This is a genomic window from Oerskovia douganii (assembly GCF_015142735.1).
Taxonomy (GTDB): domain Bacteria; phylum Actinomycetota; class Actinomycetes; order Actinomycetales; family Cellulomonadaceae; genus Oerskovia; species Oerskovia douganii.
Window position 1 is genome coordinate 193613 of sequence record NZ_JACSPN010000003.1, and the last position, 17162, is coordinate 210774.

The window sequence follows — 17162 nt, forward strand, 5'->3', positions numbered from 1 at the left end:
GACATGGCAATCTTCATCAACGAGGACTCCAAGGTCATCGTCCAGGGCATGACGGGTTCGGAGGGCCAGAAGCACACGACGCGCATGCTGGCCTCCGGCACCAACATCGTGGGCGGCGTGAACCCGCGCAAGGCCGGCACCTCGGTCTCCTTCCCGAAGGGGGAGGGCACGGTCGACGTCCCCGTCTTCGGGTCCGTCGCCGAGGCCATCGCTGCCACGGGCGCCGACGTCTCCGTGATCTTCGTGCCCCCGGCGTTCACGAAGTCCGCGGTCGTCGAGTCCATCGAGGCCGGCATGCCGCTGACCGTCATCATCACCGAGGGCGTCCCGGTCGCGGACTCCGCGGAGTTCTTCACCCTGGCCGAGGCCAAGGGCGTCCGCCTCATCGGCCCCAACTGCCCGGGCATCATCAGCCCCGGGAAGTCGAACGTCGGGATCATCCCGGCCGACATCACGGGCCCCGGCAAGATCGGGCTCGTCTCGAAGTCCGGCACGCTGACCTACCAGATGATGTACGAGCTGCGTGACTTCGGCTTCTCGACCGCGATCGGCATCGGCGGCGACCCGATCATCGGCACCACGCACATCGACGCCCTCGCGGCGTTCGAGGCGGACCCCGACACCGAGGCGATCGTCATGATCGGCGAGATCGGTGGCGACGCCGAGGAGCGTGCCGCGGCGTACATCCAGGCGCACGTGACCAAGCCGGTCGTCGGCTACGTCGCGGGCTTCACGGCTCCCGAGGGCAAGACCATGGGCCACGCCGGCGCCATCGTCTCCGGCTCGTCGGGCACCGCGCAGGCCAAGAAGGAGGCCCTCGAGGCCGCGGGCGTCAAGGTCGGCAAGACGCCGTCCGAGACCGCCGCTCTCATGCGCGAGATCCTGTCCTGATCACGCCCCGCTGAGCACCCGCTCAGCCGGCTCGACGGCGCCCGGTCCCTGCGGCCGGGCGCCGTCGGCGTACCCTGTCCTTCCCGGTGCGAGCCTGTCGCCGGGGTGCCGATCGCGGGCGCGCCGCCCGGCCTGCGGCACGAGGGCCGACCGATCGACGACGATGGAGACCATGACCACGCCCACGCAGTCCGCCGCCGGGCGACGGGCCCCCCGCACGGTCGAGGAGCCCACCCCGCGGCCCCGACGTTCCCTCGAAGCACCGCGCCGCTGGGTCTCGGGACTCGTCGCCGCGCTCCAGGCGCTCGCGCTCTCGCTGGCCGTGGTGATCCTGCCGGCGGTCACGGCGTTCCTCGCGTCCTCGACGGGGGCGGGGGAGGGGGACACCGGCGGCTGGGGGCAGTCCGTGTCGGTCGCCGCCGGGTTCTGGCTCCTGGCCCACGGTGTCCCGCTGGCCGCGGCCGGGACGTCGATCACCCTCGTGCCCCTCGGCCTCACGGCCCTGGTCGTCTTCACGTGCTTCGCGTCGGCGCGGCGCTCTGCGCACACCGCGACGTCGTCGTGGGTGGTCGGCGTCGCGGTGTACGCGCTCGCGACGCTGGTGATCGCGCTGCTCGCAGGGTCGGCGCCGGGGTGGGACGTCCTGTTCGCCCCCCTGGGCGGCGCGGTCGTGGCGGGAGTCGGCCTGGGGGCAGGGATCCTCGCACGCCCCGACGCCCCGCGCGTCGGTGAGGTGACGGCCCTGCTCGACCCCTGGGTCCCGCCCGTCGTCCGCCTCGGGGCCCGTGCCGGGCTGCTGGGGGTGGCGCTCCTGGTCGGGCTGTCGAGCGTGGTGGCCGGTGTCTGGGTCGTCGCGGGCCGCGCGACGTCGGGGGACATCATCGTCGGCCTCGCGCCGGGCGCGGTCGGCGGCCTCATCCTGGCGGTCTCCCAGCTCGCGGTCGTGCCGAACCTCGTGCTCTGGGTGAGCTCGTGGATCGCGGGACCGGGCTTCGTGGTGGGTGAGGGCAGCAGCTTCACGGCGAGCGCGTCCCTGCCCGGCGCGCTGCCCGCGATCCCTCTCCTGGGTGCGATGCCCGGCCCCGAGTGGACGACCGTCCTGGCATCGTTCGCGCCCGTGCTCGTCGTGGTCCTGGGTGTCGTCGCCGGGGCGTTCGTCTGGCGTCGTTGCGGCGGGCACGGCGCCCGGTGGGCCGACCTGGGGCTCGCGGTGCTGGGTGTCGCCCTGGCGGCCGGCCTGCTCGTGGTGCTGCTGCAGACCGTGGCGGGCGGCGCCGTCGGGCCGGGGCGCATGGCCCAGGTCGGGGCACCGCCCCTGTTCGCCGGGGGCATCGTCGCCGCGGAGGTCGCGGGCGGTGCGGCGCTCGCCCTCGTGTGGGGCAAGGCGGCCGTCACCGAGCGCGTACGGCACCGCCACGACGAGACCGCGCACGACGGCGGCACGGACCCCGTCGGCTGACCTCGCCCCGGGCGACGGGCCAGGGGACAGGGGCGGGCGCCGGGCCTACCGGCGCAGGCGGTCCTGGGTCCACTGCTCGCGCGCCTGCTCGTACTGCACCGCGCACTCCTGCTGGGCCGCGACCGTGATCGCGCCGTCGAGGCACTGCTGGTTGTCGAGCTCGACGTCCCACATCGCGAGGCTGCCGAGCATCGACAGCGACATGGTCGCGGTCAGGCCCAGTCCCACCGCGACGACCGGCAGCAGCGCACCGCCGAGGCGGGCACGCCACACCGCGCGCATCGCGCGGACCCCGAACACGATGGTCACGACCGCGAAGAAGAGGCTCGCGACCCGCCACGGGAAGGCCAGCGAGCTCGTGACGATCGTGACGAGCATGAGCAGCCCGAAGTGCAGGACCTGACGCGTGGTCGCCCGCAGCGTGTCGGGGTCGACCGGGGTCGGCGGCTCGCCGGGGGCCGGGGCGCCGGGACCGGAGGGCCGGTGGTCGTCCCTGCCGTCCGCGGGCCGGGGTGCCGGGCGAGGGCCCTGGGCCGGGGGAGGGGTGGGCTTCCGCGCCTCGTCGGTCGGCTTCTCGGTGCCGGGACGTGGGGGCGCGTACGGGTTGCCCATGGGCAGCTCCTCGGTGGTTCGCGGGCGGCGACGCGGCGGGCCGGTGCGCTTCCTCCGTCCGGGGGCGGAAGGGGCTGACCGGTACCCGCCCGGCGCGGACTAGGGTGGTGCCTGGCTCTTCTGCCCTCATTCTCCCCCACTGCCGACGCCTCCGAGGAGCACCGTGCGCACACCTTCCGGTCAGCCCATCGACACGACGAGCGCGGCGCGGGTCGTCGTCCTCGTCTCGGGCGCGGGCAGCAACCTCGCGGCGCTGCTCGCGGCGCACGAGGACCACGCGTACGGGGCGCGGGTCGTGGGCGTCGTCACGGACAGGCCGGGCGCCGGGGCGCTCGACCTGGCCCGGGAGGCCGGGGTCGCGTCGGTGGTCGTCGCGCCGGGCGACTTCGCGGACCGCGACGCGTGGAACGACGGCGTCGCGCAGGCCGTGGCGGTCTTCTCGCCGGACCTGGTGGTCCTCGCGGGGTTCATGCGCATCCTGAGCCCGGCGTTCGTGGACCGCTTCGCGGGCCGGACGATCAACACCCACCCGGCGCTCCTGCCGTCGTTCCCGGGGGCGCACGGGGTCCGCGACGCGCTCGCGTACGGCGTCAAGGTCACGGGCTGCACGGTCCACGTGGTCGACACCGGGGTGGACACGGGGCCGATCGTCGCGCAGGCGGCCGTGACCGTGGAGGACTCCGACGACGAGTCGACGCTGCACGAGCGCATCAAGGTCGTCGAGCGGGCGCTGCTGGTCGAGACGGTGGGGCGTGCGGCCCGCGAGGGGCTGCGGGTCGAGGGGCGCCGGGCGCTGCTGGGCTGAGGATCTCGCGCCGGAGCACCCGTCCGGCGCCCCGGCGCCGCGCGCGGGGAGCGGTAGGATCGGAGGCGGCCGCGACTGGCGAGGGTGGGAACGACCACCGGGGAGCGTCCGAGAGACCTGTTGGTGCGTCGTCCGCCTGGGCGCCTGGGTGACCGGTATTCCCGCGACCCGCTGACGACCCACAGGAGCACCCGATGTCCGTACGTCCCCACGCCACCCCCGCCCCCGGCACGTTCCAGATCGCCGACGACGCCCAGCGTCCCGTGCGCCGTGCCCTGCTGAGCGTCTACGACAAGACCGGCCTGGTCGAGCTCGCCACGGCACTGCACGCCGCAGGCGTCGAGCTCGTCTCGACCGGCTCGACCGCGTCCACGGTCGCGGCGGCCGGCATCCCCGTGACCAAGGTCGAGGAGCTCACGGGCTTCCCCGAGTGCCTCGAGGGACGCGTCAAGACGCTGCACCCGCGCGTGCACGCAGGGATCCTTGCCGACACCCGCAAGCAGGACCACCTCGAGCAGCTCGCGCAGCTCGAGATCGCACCGTTCGAGCTCGTGGTCGTCAACCTGTACCCGTTCGCGGACACGGTCGCGTCGGGCGCCGGCCCGGACGCCGTGATCGAGCAGATCGACATCGGCGGGCCCTCGATGGTCCGCGCCGCGGCGAAGAACCACCCGAGCGTGGCCGTCGTCGTCGACCCGGCCGCGTACGGCGACGTGATCGCCGCGGTCCGGGCGGGCGGCTTCACGTACGCGCAGCGCAAGGCTCTCGCGGCGCAGGCGTTCGTGCACACCGCGACCTACGACGTCGCGGTGGCGTCGTGGATGAGCAGCGTCGTCGCGCCCACGGACGCCGCTGAGATCGACGGCGAGACGGTGAGCACCGGCTTCCCGGCCTGGGTCGGCGCCACCTGGGACCGCTCCGACGTGCTGCGCTACGGCGAGAACCCGCACCAGCGCGCGGCGCTCTACACCAACGGCCACGGCTCGACGGGCCTCGCGCAGGCGACCCAGCTCCACGGCAAGGCCATGAGCTACAACAACTACGTCGACGCCGACGCCGCGTGGCGCGCCGCGCACGACCACGGCGACGTCCCGACGGTCGCGATCATCAAGCACGCCAACCCGTGCGGCGTCGCGGTCGGCACCGACGTGGCGGACGCCCACGCCAAGGCCCACGCGACCGACCCGGTCTCGGCGTACGGCGGGGTCATCGCGACCAACGCCGTGGTGAGCGCGGCTGCGGCGGAGCAGATCGCGGGCGTCTTCACCGAGGTCGTCGTGGCCCCGGGCTACGAGCCCGAGGCGCTCGAGATCCTCTCGCGCAAGAAGAACGTCCGTCTGCTCCAGGTCGACGGCGCCCCGAGCGCGGGCGTCGAGATCCGTCCCGTCTCGGGTGGTCTGCTCATGCAGCAGGTCGACCGCATCGACGCCGCGACGGAGAACGGTGGCGACAGCCCCGAGTCGTGGACCCTCGCGACGGGCGAGGCTGCGGACGCCGAGACGCTCGCGGACCTCGAGTTCGCGTGGCGTGCCGTGCGTGCCGCGAAGTCGAACGCGATCCTGCTCGCCAAGGGCGGGGCAGCGGTCGGCATCGGCATGGGCCAGGTCAACCGCGTCGACTCGTGCCGCCTGTCGGTCGAGCGTGCCAACACCCTGGGTGCCGAGGGCGAGGAGCGTGCGCGCGGCTCGGTGGCCGCGTCCGACGCGTTCTTCCCGTTCGCGGACGGCCTGCAGGTCCTGCTCGACGCGGGCGTCAAGGCCGTGGTCCAGCCCGGTGGCTCGGTCCGTGACGACGAGGTCGTCGCCGCCGCGCAGGCTGCCGGCGTCACGCTCTACCTGACGGGCACGCGCCACTTCGCGCACTGACCTGGTTCGTCCCGGCGCACGCGGTCGTCGTACCCTGCCTCAGGGCGCGACGACCGCGTGCCCGTCCAGCACCGTAGAACGTTCGACTCCCGGAAGGGCCAGCTCGATCGCCCCCGCCTCCAGGAGTCCGTCATGAGTGCCCCGATCACCGTCCTCGCCGCCCTGCGCTCGCCCCGGCTCCTGCGCACCGAGGTCCTGGGCGGACTCGTCGTCGCCCTGGCCCTGATCCCCGAGGCGATCTCGTTCTCGATCATCGCGGGCGTGGACCCGCGGGTGGGGCTCTTCGCGTCGTTCACCATGGCGGTGTCCATCGCGTTCCTGGGCGGACGTCCGGCCATGATCTCCGCGGCGACAGGGGCCGTAGCGCTCGTCATCGCGCCCGTGATGCGCGAGCACGGGTTCGACCACCTGGTCGCGACGGTCCTGCTCGCGGGGGTGATCCAGATCGTGCTGGCCCTGCTGGGCGTCGTGCGGCTGCTGCGCTTCATCCCGCGCTCCGTCATGGTCGGGTTCGTCAACGCGCTCGCGATCCTCGTGGCACTGGCCCAGCTCCCGCAGCTGATCGACGTCCCGTGGCTCGTGTATCCGCTGGTCGCGGTGGGGATCGCGATCATCGTGGGTCTGCCGCGATGGACGTCCGTGGTTCCCGCCCCGCTCGTCGCGATCGTCGCCCTGACGGCCGCGGTGGTCCTGTCCGGGGCCCACGTCCCGACGGTGGGGGACCAGGGGGCGCTGCCCGACTCGCTGCCCGGGTTCTTCTGGCCCGACGTCCCCTGGACCCTCGAGACCCTGCGGATCATCACACCGTACGCGCTGGGCATGGCGCTGGTCGGGCTGCTCGAGTCGCTCATGACGGCGAAGCTCGTCGACGAGGTCACCGACACGGGGTCGAGCAAGACGCGCGAGTCGTGGGGGCAGGGCGGTGCCAACATCATCACGGGGCTGTTCGGCGGCATGGGAGGGTGCGCGATGATCGGCCAGACCATGATCAACGTGAAGGTCTCGGGTGCGCGTACCCGGCTCTCGACGTTCCTGGCCGGGGTCTTCCTCCTGGTGCTCGTGGTCGTCCTGGGGGACGTGGTCGCCGTGATCCCCATGGCCGCCCTGGTCGCGGTCATGCTCATGGTGTGCGTCGCGACGTTCGACTGGCACTCGGTGCGCCCCAGCACGCTGCGGCGCATGCCGTGGAGCGAGACCGTCGTCATGGTCGTCACGGTCGTCGTGACCGTGACCACGCACAACCTGGCGTTCGGTGTCGTGGGCGGGGTCCTGGTCGCGATGGTCGCGTTCGCGCGCCGGGTCGCGCACCTGACGCAGGTCACGAGCGAGGACGGGCCCGGCGGCGTGCGTACCTACCGCGTCACGGGCGCCCTGTTCTTCGCCTCGTCGAACGACCTGGTGCACCAGTTCGCGTACGCGACCGATCCTGACGAGGTCACGGTCGACCTGAGCGGTGCGCACGTGTGGGACGCGTCGAGCGTCGCGACGCTCGACGCGATCACCGCGAAGTACGGGTCGCTCGGCAAGCGGGTGACCCTCGTGGGGCTCAACGAGGACAGCGGTCGTCGGATCGCGCTGCTCGCGGGGCGCCTCGGCTGATCGCGGCACGAGCCGCCGGGGTTGCGTCAGACCACGGCGTCGCGCAGCCTGCGCGACGGGTCGGTCGCTGCCTCGACGTCGACGTGCAGCGCCACGTCGCGGTTCATGAGCTTGCGCACCGGACCCACCTCGCGCGGGGCGTCGACCACGAGGATCGCGCGGACGGTCGCGAGGCGGTGCCCCTCGGCGTTGGTGCGGTGCGCACCTGCGACGGTCTCGAGGTACAGCGCGACCCAGCCCTCGTGGCCCGACGCCCCGCCGCTCGGGTCCCCGCGGTAGACCACCTCGTGGAACGGCGAGGGCGTGCCGAACAGCGCGATGTCGTGCCCGAGCTGCTGGGAGAAGACGTACGGGGCGTGCTGGGGGACGGGCGCGAGCCCGAGCAGCTCGCGCACGTGCTGCGGCTCGGCGGGCATCTCGTCGATACCCAGGAGGGCCCGCACGGTCGGCTCGGGGTCGTGCAGCGCGGCGGACCAGTGCCCGCCGGGCACGGGGCCGAACACCGCGCTGTCGCGCGTCGCGCAGTCGCCCACGGCGTAGAGGCGGCGCAGCGACTTGAGGGGCAGGTGCCCCGAGGTGCCCGACGGCGCCGCGACCGTCGGGGGCGCCACCCGCCCCGCGCTGTTCACGCGGATCGAGCCGCGCGGGTCGAGGGGGAGCGTGCCCTTGAGCCACGCGGTCGCGGGTCGAGCACCGACCGCGGCCAGGACCAGGTCCCCCTCGACCGAGCGGCCGTCCGCGAGCCGCACGCTCGTGGGACCCACCTCGGTGACCTGCGTGCCCGTGAGGAGCCGTGCCCCGGCCTCGGCGTACCAGCGCACCAGGTGACCCCCGACCTCCGCGCCGAGCTGCCGCTCGAGCGGGGTCTGCGCGGCCTCGAGCACGGTGACCTCGCACCCGGCCTTCGACGCCACGCCCGCGAGCTCGGCGCCGATCCAGCCCGCTCCGATCGAGACCAGTCGCGTGCCGGGGACGAGTCGTTCACGCAGGCGGGCGGCGTCGTCGGCGGTGTGCAGGGTGAGCGCGGCCTCCCACCCGGCGGGACGGACCGGTTCCGCGCCGAGCGCGAGCACCGCGACGTCCGCGGTGACGCGTCGACCCGAGCGGGTCGTGATCGTGACGGCGTCCGTGCCGGGGTCGAGGTCCACCGCCGGGTCGTCGAGCCGCGCCTCGTCCGCGAGGGCGACGACGTCGACCCCCATCTCCTCGACCAGCCAGGCGGGTCTCTGCCGCGTGAAGAGCTCCTTGGACAGCGCAGGGCGGTCGTAGGGCCCGACGCCCTCGGCGCCGAGGATCGTCACCCGGCCCGAGAACCCGTGGGAGCGCAGCGCGGCGACGGTCTGGGCGCCGGCGAGGCCCGCGCCCACGACGACGACCGACCCGGTCGCGGGGCGCCGGGAGTGCGGCAGGACGGCGGGGGTGGCTGATGAGGGCACGTTCCCTACGGTAGTCGGCGGTAGGCTCGGACCTGTGAACTGGTGGGAAGCGTGAGCGACGTCACCGCGCCCGGGCGCGGTCCGCACAACGGCACCCCGACGCAGCATCGACCGGCCGCCGCGCCTGCGTGGCACCGTCTGGACGGCACGTCGGGGACGATCGACCCTGCCTCGGCCCCGGTCGAGCCCGTGGCGACGGTCGCCCCGCCGGCGGGGGTCCCGCAGGTCGCGGGGGGTGACGGCGGTCGGGAGGCTCTCGACCAGCCGACCACGGTCGTCCTGCCCGCTCCGCAGAGCAACCTGGCCATGTGGCTCGTGTTCGCCGGGGTGCTGCTCGCCGTGGCGGTGACCCTGCTCGTCAGCGCGCGGGTCGGTGTGCTGGTGCTCGTCGGGATCCTGGTCGTCGGGGCGGGGGTCCGTGCGCTGCTGCCGGGGCCCGGACCCGTGGGGCTCACGATCCGCACCCGGTGGACCGACGTGATCATGTACCTCGCGCTCGCGGGTGCCATGGGCACCCTCGCGATCATCGCGCCCAACATCTGACGGCTCGCCCCCGGCGAGCGGCGCCCCCCGAGACACGGGGTGTCCCGAGACGCACCGAGGCCCGGCCCGCAGGAGCGGACCGGGCCTCGTCGTGCGTGTGCCGACCTGTCAGGCCTTGGGAGCAGGCCCGTCCGGGGTCGTTCCGTCGGTGGTCGTGCTCTCGCGGGTGTCGGCCTCGGGCTCCTCGACCTCGGACACCTCGGTGACCTCGACGGTCTCCGTCTCCTCGACGGTCGAGCCGCCGGGGACGTTCGTCGCGGGCGACGTGGCCTGCTCGGCCACGCTCGCGGCGGTCGCGGAGCCCGCAGGTGCCTCGGTGGCGGAACCGGCGACGACGGCCGTCTCGTCGATCACGAAGACCTCGTCCTCGGCCAGGAGGTCGTCCTGGACGGGCGCGAATGCGAACGCGCGGTAGAAGAGACCCGCGATCGCCGCACCGGCGAGGGGAGCGACGACGAACAGCCAGAGCTGGCCCCAGGTCCAGCCGCCCGCGAAGACGGCCGCGGCGAACGAGCGCGCCGGGTTGAGGCCGGCGTTGGTGAAGGGCGTGACGACCAGGATGAGCACGGCGTAGGTCAGGCCGATCGCGACCGGCGCGACCCGCGAGCTCGTGCGCTTGTCGGTGACGCCGAGGACCACGCCGACCAGGATGGCCGCTGCGACGATCTCGATGATGAGCGCGGACCACAGGCTGAACGCGAAGGCGCCGTTCGTGGCGACCGCGAGGGGCGAGTGCGTGTCGAAGCCGTTGGCCGTCGAGGACAGGAAGGCCTGCTGCGTCGCGTCCGCGATCAGGCCGCTCTGCTGGAGCACCGCCAGCGCGGAGGACGGGATCGTCGCGAAGAGCACGGCCGAGGCGACGACGCCGCCGACGAGCTGCGCCAGCCAGTAGGGCAGCACGTCGCCCCACGCGGTCCGACCGCCGATGGCCGCGCCGAGCGTCACGGCCGGGTTGAAGTGGCCCCCGGAGACGTGGCCGACGGCCGCGATGCCGCCGAGCAGGGCGATGCCCCCGGCGAGCGCCACGCCGAGCGTGCCGGCGCCGAGGCCGCCGACGCTGTAGAGCGTGACGCCGAGGATGGCGAGCACGAGGAAGAACGAGCCGAAGGCTTCGGCGCCGAGCCGGGCGAGCAGGCTGGGCCCGACGACGACGGTCGTCTCCTCGTCGACGACTACGTCTGGTGCTGAAGTGTCCTGGGACATGATGTTCCTGTCTCGTGTCTGGTGGGGTCCGGGAACCGGACGTTCGGTACGAACATGCGAGCTCGGTGCAGAACCGGCATCTCGGTGGCATCCTGCCACCGATGTCTGGGAGTTCGCTGATCGGTTCGCCACCAGTCTTGCGCTCCTGGATGGACCGCGCCAGAGGGCGCGCGTCCGTGCTCGGGGCGAGCGGCGCCGTCGGGCCTGCGGTGTGCGCGGTGCGACCGGACGGAAAGTATCTTGATGTCGAGAAGTCGAGTACCCTGGGCGGCGGTCAGCATCATCGGTTCGCGCGCGCAGCCCCGGCACCCGCCGGCAGCCGGCGGGCGGCCGCAGATTCCCCTCGCAGAGTTGGAGTTACCCCCGCATGGGCAAGATCAAGGTCGTCAACCCGGTCGTCGAGCTCGACGGTGACGAGATGACGCGCATCATCTGGCAGTTCATCAAGGACCGCCTCATCCACCCCTACCTCGACATCGACCTCAAGTACTACGACCTGTCGATCGAGAACCGCGACGCCACCGACGACCAGGTGACGATCGACGCCGCGAACGCGATCAAGCAGTACAACGTGGGCGTCAAGTGCGCGACCATCACCCCCGACGAGGCACGCGTCGAGGAGTTCGGCCTGAAGAAGATGTGGGTCTCCCCGAACGGGACCATCCGCAACATCCTCGGTGGCGTCGTCTTCCGCGAGCCCATCATCATCTCGAACATCCCGCGCCTGGTCCCGGGCTGGAACAAGCCGATCATCATCGGCCGTCACGCGCACGGCGACCAGTACAAGGCGACCAACTTCAAGGTCCCCGGCGCCGGCACCCTGACGCTCACCTACACGCCTGCCGACGGCTCCGAGGAGATCAAGCAGACCGTCGTCACCTACGGCGACGACGGTGGCGTGGCCATGGGCATGTACAACTTCAACGAGTCCATCAAGGACTTCGCGCGCGCCTCGTTCGCGTACGGCCTGCAGCGGAACTACCCGGTGTACCTGTCGACCAAGAACACGATCCTCAAGGCCTACGACGGCCAGTTCAAGGACCTGTTCCAGGAGGTCTTCGACGCCGAGTTCGCCGCGGAGTTCGCCGCGAAGGGCCTCACCTACGAGCACCGCCTCATCGACGACATGGTCGCCTCGGCCATGAAGTGGGAGGGCGGCTACGTCTGGGCCTGCAAGAACTACGACGGCGACGTCCAGTCCGACACCGTCGCGCAGGGCTTCGGCTCGCTCGGCCTCATGACGTCGGTCCTCATGACCCCGGACGGCAAGACCGTCGAGGCCGAGGCCGCGCACGGCACCGTGACGCGTCACTACCGTCAGCACCAGCAGGGCAAGCCGACGTCGACCAACCCGATCGCGTCGATCTTCGCCTGGACCCGTGGCCTCATGCACCGCGGCAAGATCGACGGCACCCCCGAGGTCACGGCGTTCGCCGAGACGCTCGAGGACGTCGTCATCAAGACGGTCGAGTCCGGCAAGATGACCAAGGACCTCGCGCTCCTGGTCGGCCCGGACCAGGAGTGGCTCACGACCGAGGACTTCCTCGCGGCCCTCGACGAGAACCTGGCCGCCCGCCTGGCCGCCTGACCCTCGTCCCCGCACGCCCGACGGCGCCGCTCACCTCCTGGAGGTGGGCGGCGCCGTCGGCGTCGGTGGGCCTGCCGACGGCACGGGGACCGGCGTCGGAACACCCTGCGAACGGCCTGCTCAGGTGTGACGGACGCCGCGGGAACGGGCACGCCGCCACACCTTCGGAGTGTGACGCCGTTGTGACAGAGTGTGGGCATGACAACTCCCGTGAACGTGACCGTGACCGGAGCCGCCGGTCAGATCGGTTACGCCCTGCTGTTCCGCATCGCCGCAGGTCAGCTCCTCGGACCCGACGTCCCCGTCCGTCTGCGCCTCCTCGAGATCCCCCAGGGGGTGAAGGCCGCAGAAGGCACCGCGATGGAGCTCGACGACTGCGCCTTCCCGCTGCTGGCGGGGATCGACATCTTCGACGACCCGCGTGCCGGTTTCGAGGGGGCCAACGTCGGCCTGCTCGTGGGCGCCCGCCCGCGCGGCCCCGGCATGGAGCGCGGTGACCTGCTCGAGGCCAACGGCGGCATCTTCAAGCCGCAGGGCGAGGCGATCAACGCCGGCGCGGCGGACGACGTCCGCGTCCTGGTCGTCGGCAACCCCGCGAACACCAACGCCCTCATCGCGGCGTCGAACGCGCCCGACGTGCCCAAGGACCGCTTCACGGCCATGACGCGCCTCGACCACAACCGGGCGCTCACGCAGGTCGCCAAGCGTGCGGGCGTGCCGGTGTCCGAGGTGCGCAAGGTCAGCATCTGGGGCAACCACTCGGCCACGCAGTACCCGGACATCTTCCACGCCGACGTCGCCGGTCGCCCCGGCGCCGAGCTCGCCGCGGACTCCGCCTGGCTCACGGGCGAGTTCATCCCGACCGTCGCCAAGCGCGGTGCCGCGATCATCGAGGCGCGCGGCGCCTCTTCGGCCGCATCGGCTGCGAACGCCGCGATCGACCACGTGTTCGACTGGGTCAACGGCACGCCCGAGGGCGACTGGACGAGCGCGGGCATCGTGTCCGACGGCTCGTACGGCGTCCCCGAGGGGCTCATGGCCTCGTTCCCCGTGGTCTCGCGCGGCGGCCGGTGGGAGATCGTCCAGGGCCTCGAGATCTCGGACTTCTCGCGCGAGCGCATCGACGCCTCGGTCGCCGAGCTGATCGAGGAGCGCGACGCGGTGCGGAGCCTCGGCCTGATCTGACCCGCTCCCAGGTGCCGAACCCGAGGTCGGTCGGGCAGCCCGTCGTGGTTGCCTGACCAACCTCGGGTTCGGCGCCGGGCTCGGGTGCTCGGGGTGCTCGGGGTGCTCGGGCGGCGGAAAATACCTGCGTGCGCGTCGGACCCTCGCCGTACGATCGGCGGGCCATGAGCGACGCACCCACCGGCACCCCGACCGGCCCAGACCCTGCCCCCGCCTCCCCGCCCGCGACCCCCTCGGACCCGTCCCGCCGCCTGGACTGGCGACGGCTGCGCGGTCCGCAGGCGGTCATCGCCCTGCTCGCGCTCAGCGTGGGAGCGGTCGGTGCCGCGTTCGGCACCGTCGTCGCGGGGTGGCTCGCGCAGGACCCGACGACCGCGACGCTCCAGCTCCTCGCCGCGTGCGTGGTGGGCGCGGCGCTGCTCGACACGGTCGGGCAGGTGATCTGGGCGGGCGTCGTCGACCGTGCGGAGGGCCGCCTGCGCGGCGACCTGCTCTCCGCGGCCCTGCACCAGCCGCTCGCCACGCTCACCGAGCAGGCCGTGGGAGAGGTCCTGGACCGGGTCGACGACGACACCCACGCGGTCGGCACGCTCGTGCGGCGCCAGGCCTGGGGCGCAGGTCGCACGCTCGTCGGCGTGGTCCCCATGTGGGTCGTGGCCGGGCTCACGTGGTGGCCCGCGTGGATCCTCTTCCCCGTGCTCGGTGCGGTCGCCGCCGTGATCGTGCGCCCCATGCTCGGGGAGATCGCGCGCCGCAAGGTCGTCGAGGAAGCGGCCTGGACGGACCACGCGGCCTCGTTCGAGGAGGCCGTGGCCGCACGCGACGACCTGCGCACGAGCCTGGGCCAGTCGTTCGCGGTGCGGCGCCTCGCCGAGAGGTCGGCGCAGGTCCACCGGCGCTTCGAGGCCGTGCTGTCGGTCGAGTCGCGCATGCTCCGGCGGGCCGGGCTCGTGCTCGCGTCGCTGCTCGCGGGCGTCGCCGTCGCAGGAGCCGCCCTCGCGGCCGACGGCCAGCTGGGCATCGACCGCCTGGTCACCCTCTTCCTGGTCACGTCGATGTTCGTCGGACAGACGGACAACCTGGTCCACCACCTCCCGGACATCCAGGAGGGCATCGGGGCGCTCACGCGCATCCGGCAGATGCTCTCGGTCGCCCCCGAGCCCGTGGGCGGGCGGGAGGTTCCCGCCGGGCCGGTCGGCATCGAGCTCCGGGACGTCCACTTCGCCTACGCCGAGGGCACGTTCGCCCTGGACGGCGTGAGCCTCCACGTGCCCGCGGGGGCGACCGTCGCGCTCGTCGGGCGCACGGGCTCGGGCAAGTCGACCCTCGCGTCGCTGTTGTCACGGGCGGTCGAGCCGCCGCGCGGCACGGTGCTCGTCGGCGGGGTGGACGTCCGTGACCTCGACCTGCAGGCGCTGCGTGCTGCCGTCGGGGTCGTGACCCAGCGGACCGAGATCCTCGCGGGCACGCTCGCGGAGAACGTCGCGCTCTTCGCCGACGTGCCCCGGGCCGCGATCGAGGACGCGGTGCGCGAGCTGCGTCTCGACGAGTGGGTGGCCGCTCTGCCGGACGGGCTCGACACGGTGCTCGGCCCCGGCGGGACGTCGCTCTCCGCGGGGGAGGAGCAGCTCGTCGCGTTCGCGCGCCTGCTGGTGCGCGACGTGCAGGTCGTCGTCCTCGACGAGGCCACGGCACGTATGGACCCGCTGACCGAGGCCCGGGTCGTGGCGGCCTCCGACCGGCTGCTCGCGGGGCGCACGGGAGTGCTCGTCGCGCACCGGCTCACGACGATCGAACGGGCCGGTCTGCTCGCGGTGCTCGACCGGGGGCGCGTCGTCCAGCAGGGAGACCGGGCTGCGCTCGCCCGCGTCGCCGGGCCCTACCGCGACCTGCTCGAGGCGAGCGTCGCGCAGGGAGGCCGCGCACCCTCCGCACCGGTGGACCGCGCCGCCGCAGTGGCACGTATCGACGCGGGTGGCTCCGTCGCCGAGGCCGGCGCGGTGAGCGACGGGACCGCCTCGGTCCTCGTGACGGCGGTCGCGGCCGACGGGACGCGCCCTGCGGTGGCCCCGGACCCCGCGGACGAGGCCGTCGGCGGGCGCCGGCGGCTCGGCGCCCCGCCCGCCCTCGCCGACCCCGGGGACGGACCGAGCCTCGCGCGCGGCGTCCTGCACGCGCTGTTCGTGCGTCCGGCGTGGGGCGTCGCGGGGGCCGTGCTGTTCCTCGTGACGAGCCTGGTCTCGGCCCAGGGCGCGGTCACCGGCTTCCTCTGGGGGCACGCCGTCCAGGGGCTCGACGAGGGCTTCCCCGCGGGGCTGCTCGTGCCCTTCGCGGTGCTCCTCGTGGTCGCGCCGCTGTGCCTCGCGCGCGCCCTGTACGTCTACCCGCGCTGGTGGGTCGAGGTCCTGCTGCGCGTGCGCATGGCGGTCATGGCGGGCCAGACGCGCCAGCACCGGCTCACGTCCACGCCGCCGGGCGAGGTCGTGGCACGCGCCATGGACGCCGACCGCTTCGTGCGGTACGCCGACCGCTGGGTGGACCTGGTCAACGGGCTCGCCATCGCAGGTGTCACGGCCCTGCTCAGCAGGTCGTGGCTGGCCGGGGCCGTGCTCCTCGCGGTCATGGTCGTGTCGGCCGCCGCGTCGGCGCTCGGCCGACCCATCGCCGGCCGGTCGGCGACGAGGTCGTCGGCGGCCCGGGCCCGGTTCGGGCGCGCGCTCGTCTCGGCCCTCGACTCGGCGCGCTCGGTCAAGCTCGCTGCCCGGACGCCGCAGGTGCACGCGCACCTGCACACGGTCGACGCGGGCCGCGTCCGCGCGGCGATCTTCGAGCACCGCGTGCAGGCCGCGCTCGACGGCGTGCCGCTCGTCATGATCCAGCTCGGCGTCGTCGCGGCCTGGGCAGGTCTGCTGACGGGCACGTGGGACCTCGCGACCGCGCTCCTGGTCGCGAACGCCGTGAACGGGTTCGGCTGGTTCGGCGTGGTCGCCGGGGCCGTCGTGACCGAGGCGCCGGGGACCCGCTCGTGGCAGCGGGCGACGAGCCGGCTCGCGGCCGGGACCGACCTCATGGACCTTCCTCCGGGCGTCGACCTGCTCACGGGCGAGGCGCCCACGCCTGCCCCGGGGCAGCGCCAGGAGCTCGAGCTCCTGGAGCTCGCGGGCGTGAGCGCGTTGCACGACGACGGCACGATCGGTGTCCAGGGGGTCGACCTGACGGTCGAGCGCGGCGAGCTCGTGCTGCTCCTCGGGCAGGTGGGGGCGGGCAAGTCGAGCCTGCTCGCGGCGCTCGCGGGGCTGATGGAGCACACGGGTCACATCCGGTGGAACGGGACGGACGTCGAGGACGCCCAGACCTTCCTGCGTCCGGGCCAGGTCGCGCACGTCGCACAGGTCCCGCGGGTGCTCTCGGGGACCTTCGCCGACAACGTGCGGCTGGGGCACGAGCGCGAGGTCCGGGGGCCGGTCGCGGCTGCGCGCATGGAACGCGACGTGGTCGAGGCCGGGGGCCACGAGGCGCTCGTGGGCCACCGTGGTGTCCGGCTCTCGGGCGGCCAGGTGCAGCGGCTCGCGCTCGCTCGGGCGCTCGCGACCGACGCCGAGCTGCTCCTGGCGGACGACGTGTCGAGCGCTCTCGACGCCGCGACGGAGATCGAGCTGTGGTCGTCGTTGCGCGAGCGGGGGACCACGGTGATCGGCTCGACCTCGAAGCGTGCGGCGCTCGCCCGGGCGGACAGGGTCGTGGTGCTGCACGAGGGGGCGATCGCCGAGGTCGGCCCGTGGGTCGACCTGGCTCAGCGCTGGGGGCACCTCGCGGGCTGAGCGGCCGCGCCGCTGCGCTGTGTCGAACCCGAGGTTGGTCAGGCAACTCACGAGTGTTGCCTGACCAACCTCGGGTTCGGCGTCTCCGGGGGCCAAAACTCTTGCTGCAACTTTCAGCAAGCGCTACAGTCTGGGTCAGCCGGCGGCGGGGAGCG

Annotated in this window: 12 protein-coding genes and 1 riboswitch; of the genes, 9 read left to right on the plus strand and 3 right to left on the minus strand. The window is 73.4% G+C overall.

What is annotated here, in order from left to right; translation table 11 throughout:
* The first annotated feature begins 3 nt into the window (after positions 1 to 3).
* Together sucD and H9623_RS03925 are read left to right on the plus strand one after the other, a co-directional pair.
* The gene (gene sucD / locus H9623_RS03920) at positions 4 to 891 is read left to right on the plus strand and encodes a succinate--CoA ligase subunit alpha (protein ID WP_191789430.1); all 888 of its coding nucleotides are present in this window, start codon (positions 4 to 6) and stop codon (positions 889 to 891) included.
* 172 nt (positions 892 to 1063) lie between these two features.
* Positions 1064 to 2350 (plus strand): cell division protein PerM, encoded by a 1287-nt coding sequence (locus H9623_RS03925; RefSeq protein ID WP_193718748.1) that lies wholly within the window; start codon positions 1064 to 1066, stop codon positions 2348 to 2350.
* Between the two features lie 45 nt (positions 2351 to 2395).
* On the opposite strand, the gene H9623_RS03930 is transcribed toward H9623_RS03925, so the two are convergent.
* A complete protein-coding gene (locus tag H9623_RS03930; protein WP_193718749.1) occupies positions 2396 to 2962 on the minus strand; it encodes a hypothetical protein in 567 nt (188 codons plus the stop codon).
* Positions 2963 to 3125: 163 nt separating this feature from the next.
* Here H9623_RS03930 and purN point away from each other — a divergent pair, with 163 nt between their 5' ends.
* From purN to H9623_RS03945, 3 genes are all read left to right on the plus strand, one after another.
* Positions 3126 to 3767 (plus strand): phosphoribosylglycinamide formyltransferase, encoded by a 642-nt coding sequence (purN, locus tag H9623_RS03935; RefSeq protein ID WP_193718750.1) that lies wholly within the window; start codon positions 3126 to 3128, stop codon positions 3765 to 3767.
* A gap of 61 nt (positions 3768 to 3828) precedes the next feature.
* Positions 3829 to 3916: riboswitch (ZMP/ZTP riboswitch) on the plus strand.
* 45 nt (positions 3917 to 3961) lie between these two features.
* Entirely contained in the window at positions 3962 to 5632 is a 1671-nt protein-coding gene (purH, locus tag H9623_RS03940; RefSeq protein WP_193718751.1) for a bifunctional phosphoribosylaminoimidazolecarboxamide formyltransferase/IMP cyclohydrolase, read from the plus strand.
* A 132-nt stretch (positions 5633 to 5764) separates the two neighbouring features.
* Entirely contained in the window at positions 5765 to 7231 is a 1467-nt protein-coding gene (locus H9623_RS03945) for a SulP family inorganic anion transporter (RefSeq protein WP_193718752.1), read from the plus strand.
* 26 nt (positions 7232 to 7257) lie between these two features.
* On the opposite strand, the gene H9623_RS03950 is transcribed toward H9623_RS03945, so the two are convergent.
* Complete coding sequence (locus H9623_RS03950; RefSeq protein WP_321575268.1) at positions 7258 to 8667, minus strand: NAD(P)/FAD-dependent oxidoreductase; 1410 nt, start codon at positions 8665 to 8667, stop codon at positions 7258 to 7260.
* A gap of 51 nt (positions 8668 to 8718) precedes the next feature.
* Here H9623_RS03950 and H9623_RS19915 point away from each other — a divergent pair, with 51 nt between their 5' ends.
* Entirely contained in the window at positions 8719 to 9210 is a 492-nt protein-coding gene (locus H9623_RS19915; RefSeq protein WP_321575269.1) for a DUF3017 domain-containing protein, read from the plus strand.
* A 108-nt stretch (positions 9211 to 9318) separates the two neighbouring features.
* On the opposite strand, the gene H9623_RS03960 is transcribed toward H9623_RS19915, so the two are convergent.
* Complete coding sequence (locus tag H9623_RS03960; protein WP_193718754.1) at positions 9319 to 10413, minus strand: aquaporin; 1095 nt, start codon at positions 10411 to 10413, stop codon at positions 9319 to 9321.
* 367 nt (positions 10414 to 10780) lie between these two features.
* On the opposite strand from H9623_RS03960, the gene H9623_RS03965 reads away from it, so the two are divergent.
* From H9623_RS03965 to H9623_RS03975, 3 genes are all read left to right on the plus strand, one after another.
* Positions 10781 to 12001 (plus strand): NADP-dependent isocitrate dehydrogenase, encoded by a 1221-nt coding sequence (locus H9623_RS03965; RefSeq protein WP_193718755.1) that lies wholly within the window; start codon positions 10781 to 10783, stop codon positions 11999 to 12001.
* A 198-nt stretch (positions 12002 to 12199) separates the two neighbouring features.
* A complete protein-coding gene (locus H9623_RS03970) occupies positions 12200 to 13186 on the plus strand; it encodes a malate dehydrogenase (protein ID WP_193718756.1) in 987 nt (328 codons plus the stop codon).
* A gap of 164 nt (positions 13187 to 13350) precedes the next feature.
* A complete protein-coding gene (locus tag H9623_RS03975) occupies positions 13351 to 17007 on the plus strand; it encodes an ATP-binding cassette domain-containing protein (protein WP_193718757.1) in 3657 nt (1218 codons plus the stop codon).
* The last annotated feature ends 155 nt before the right edge of the window (positions 17008 to 17162 follow it).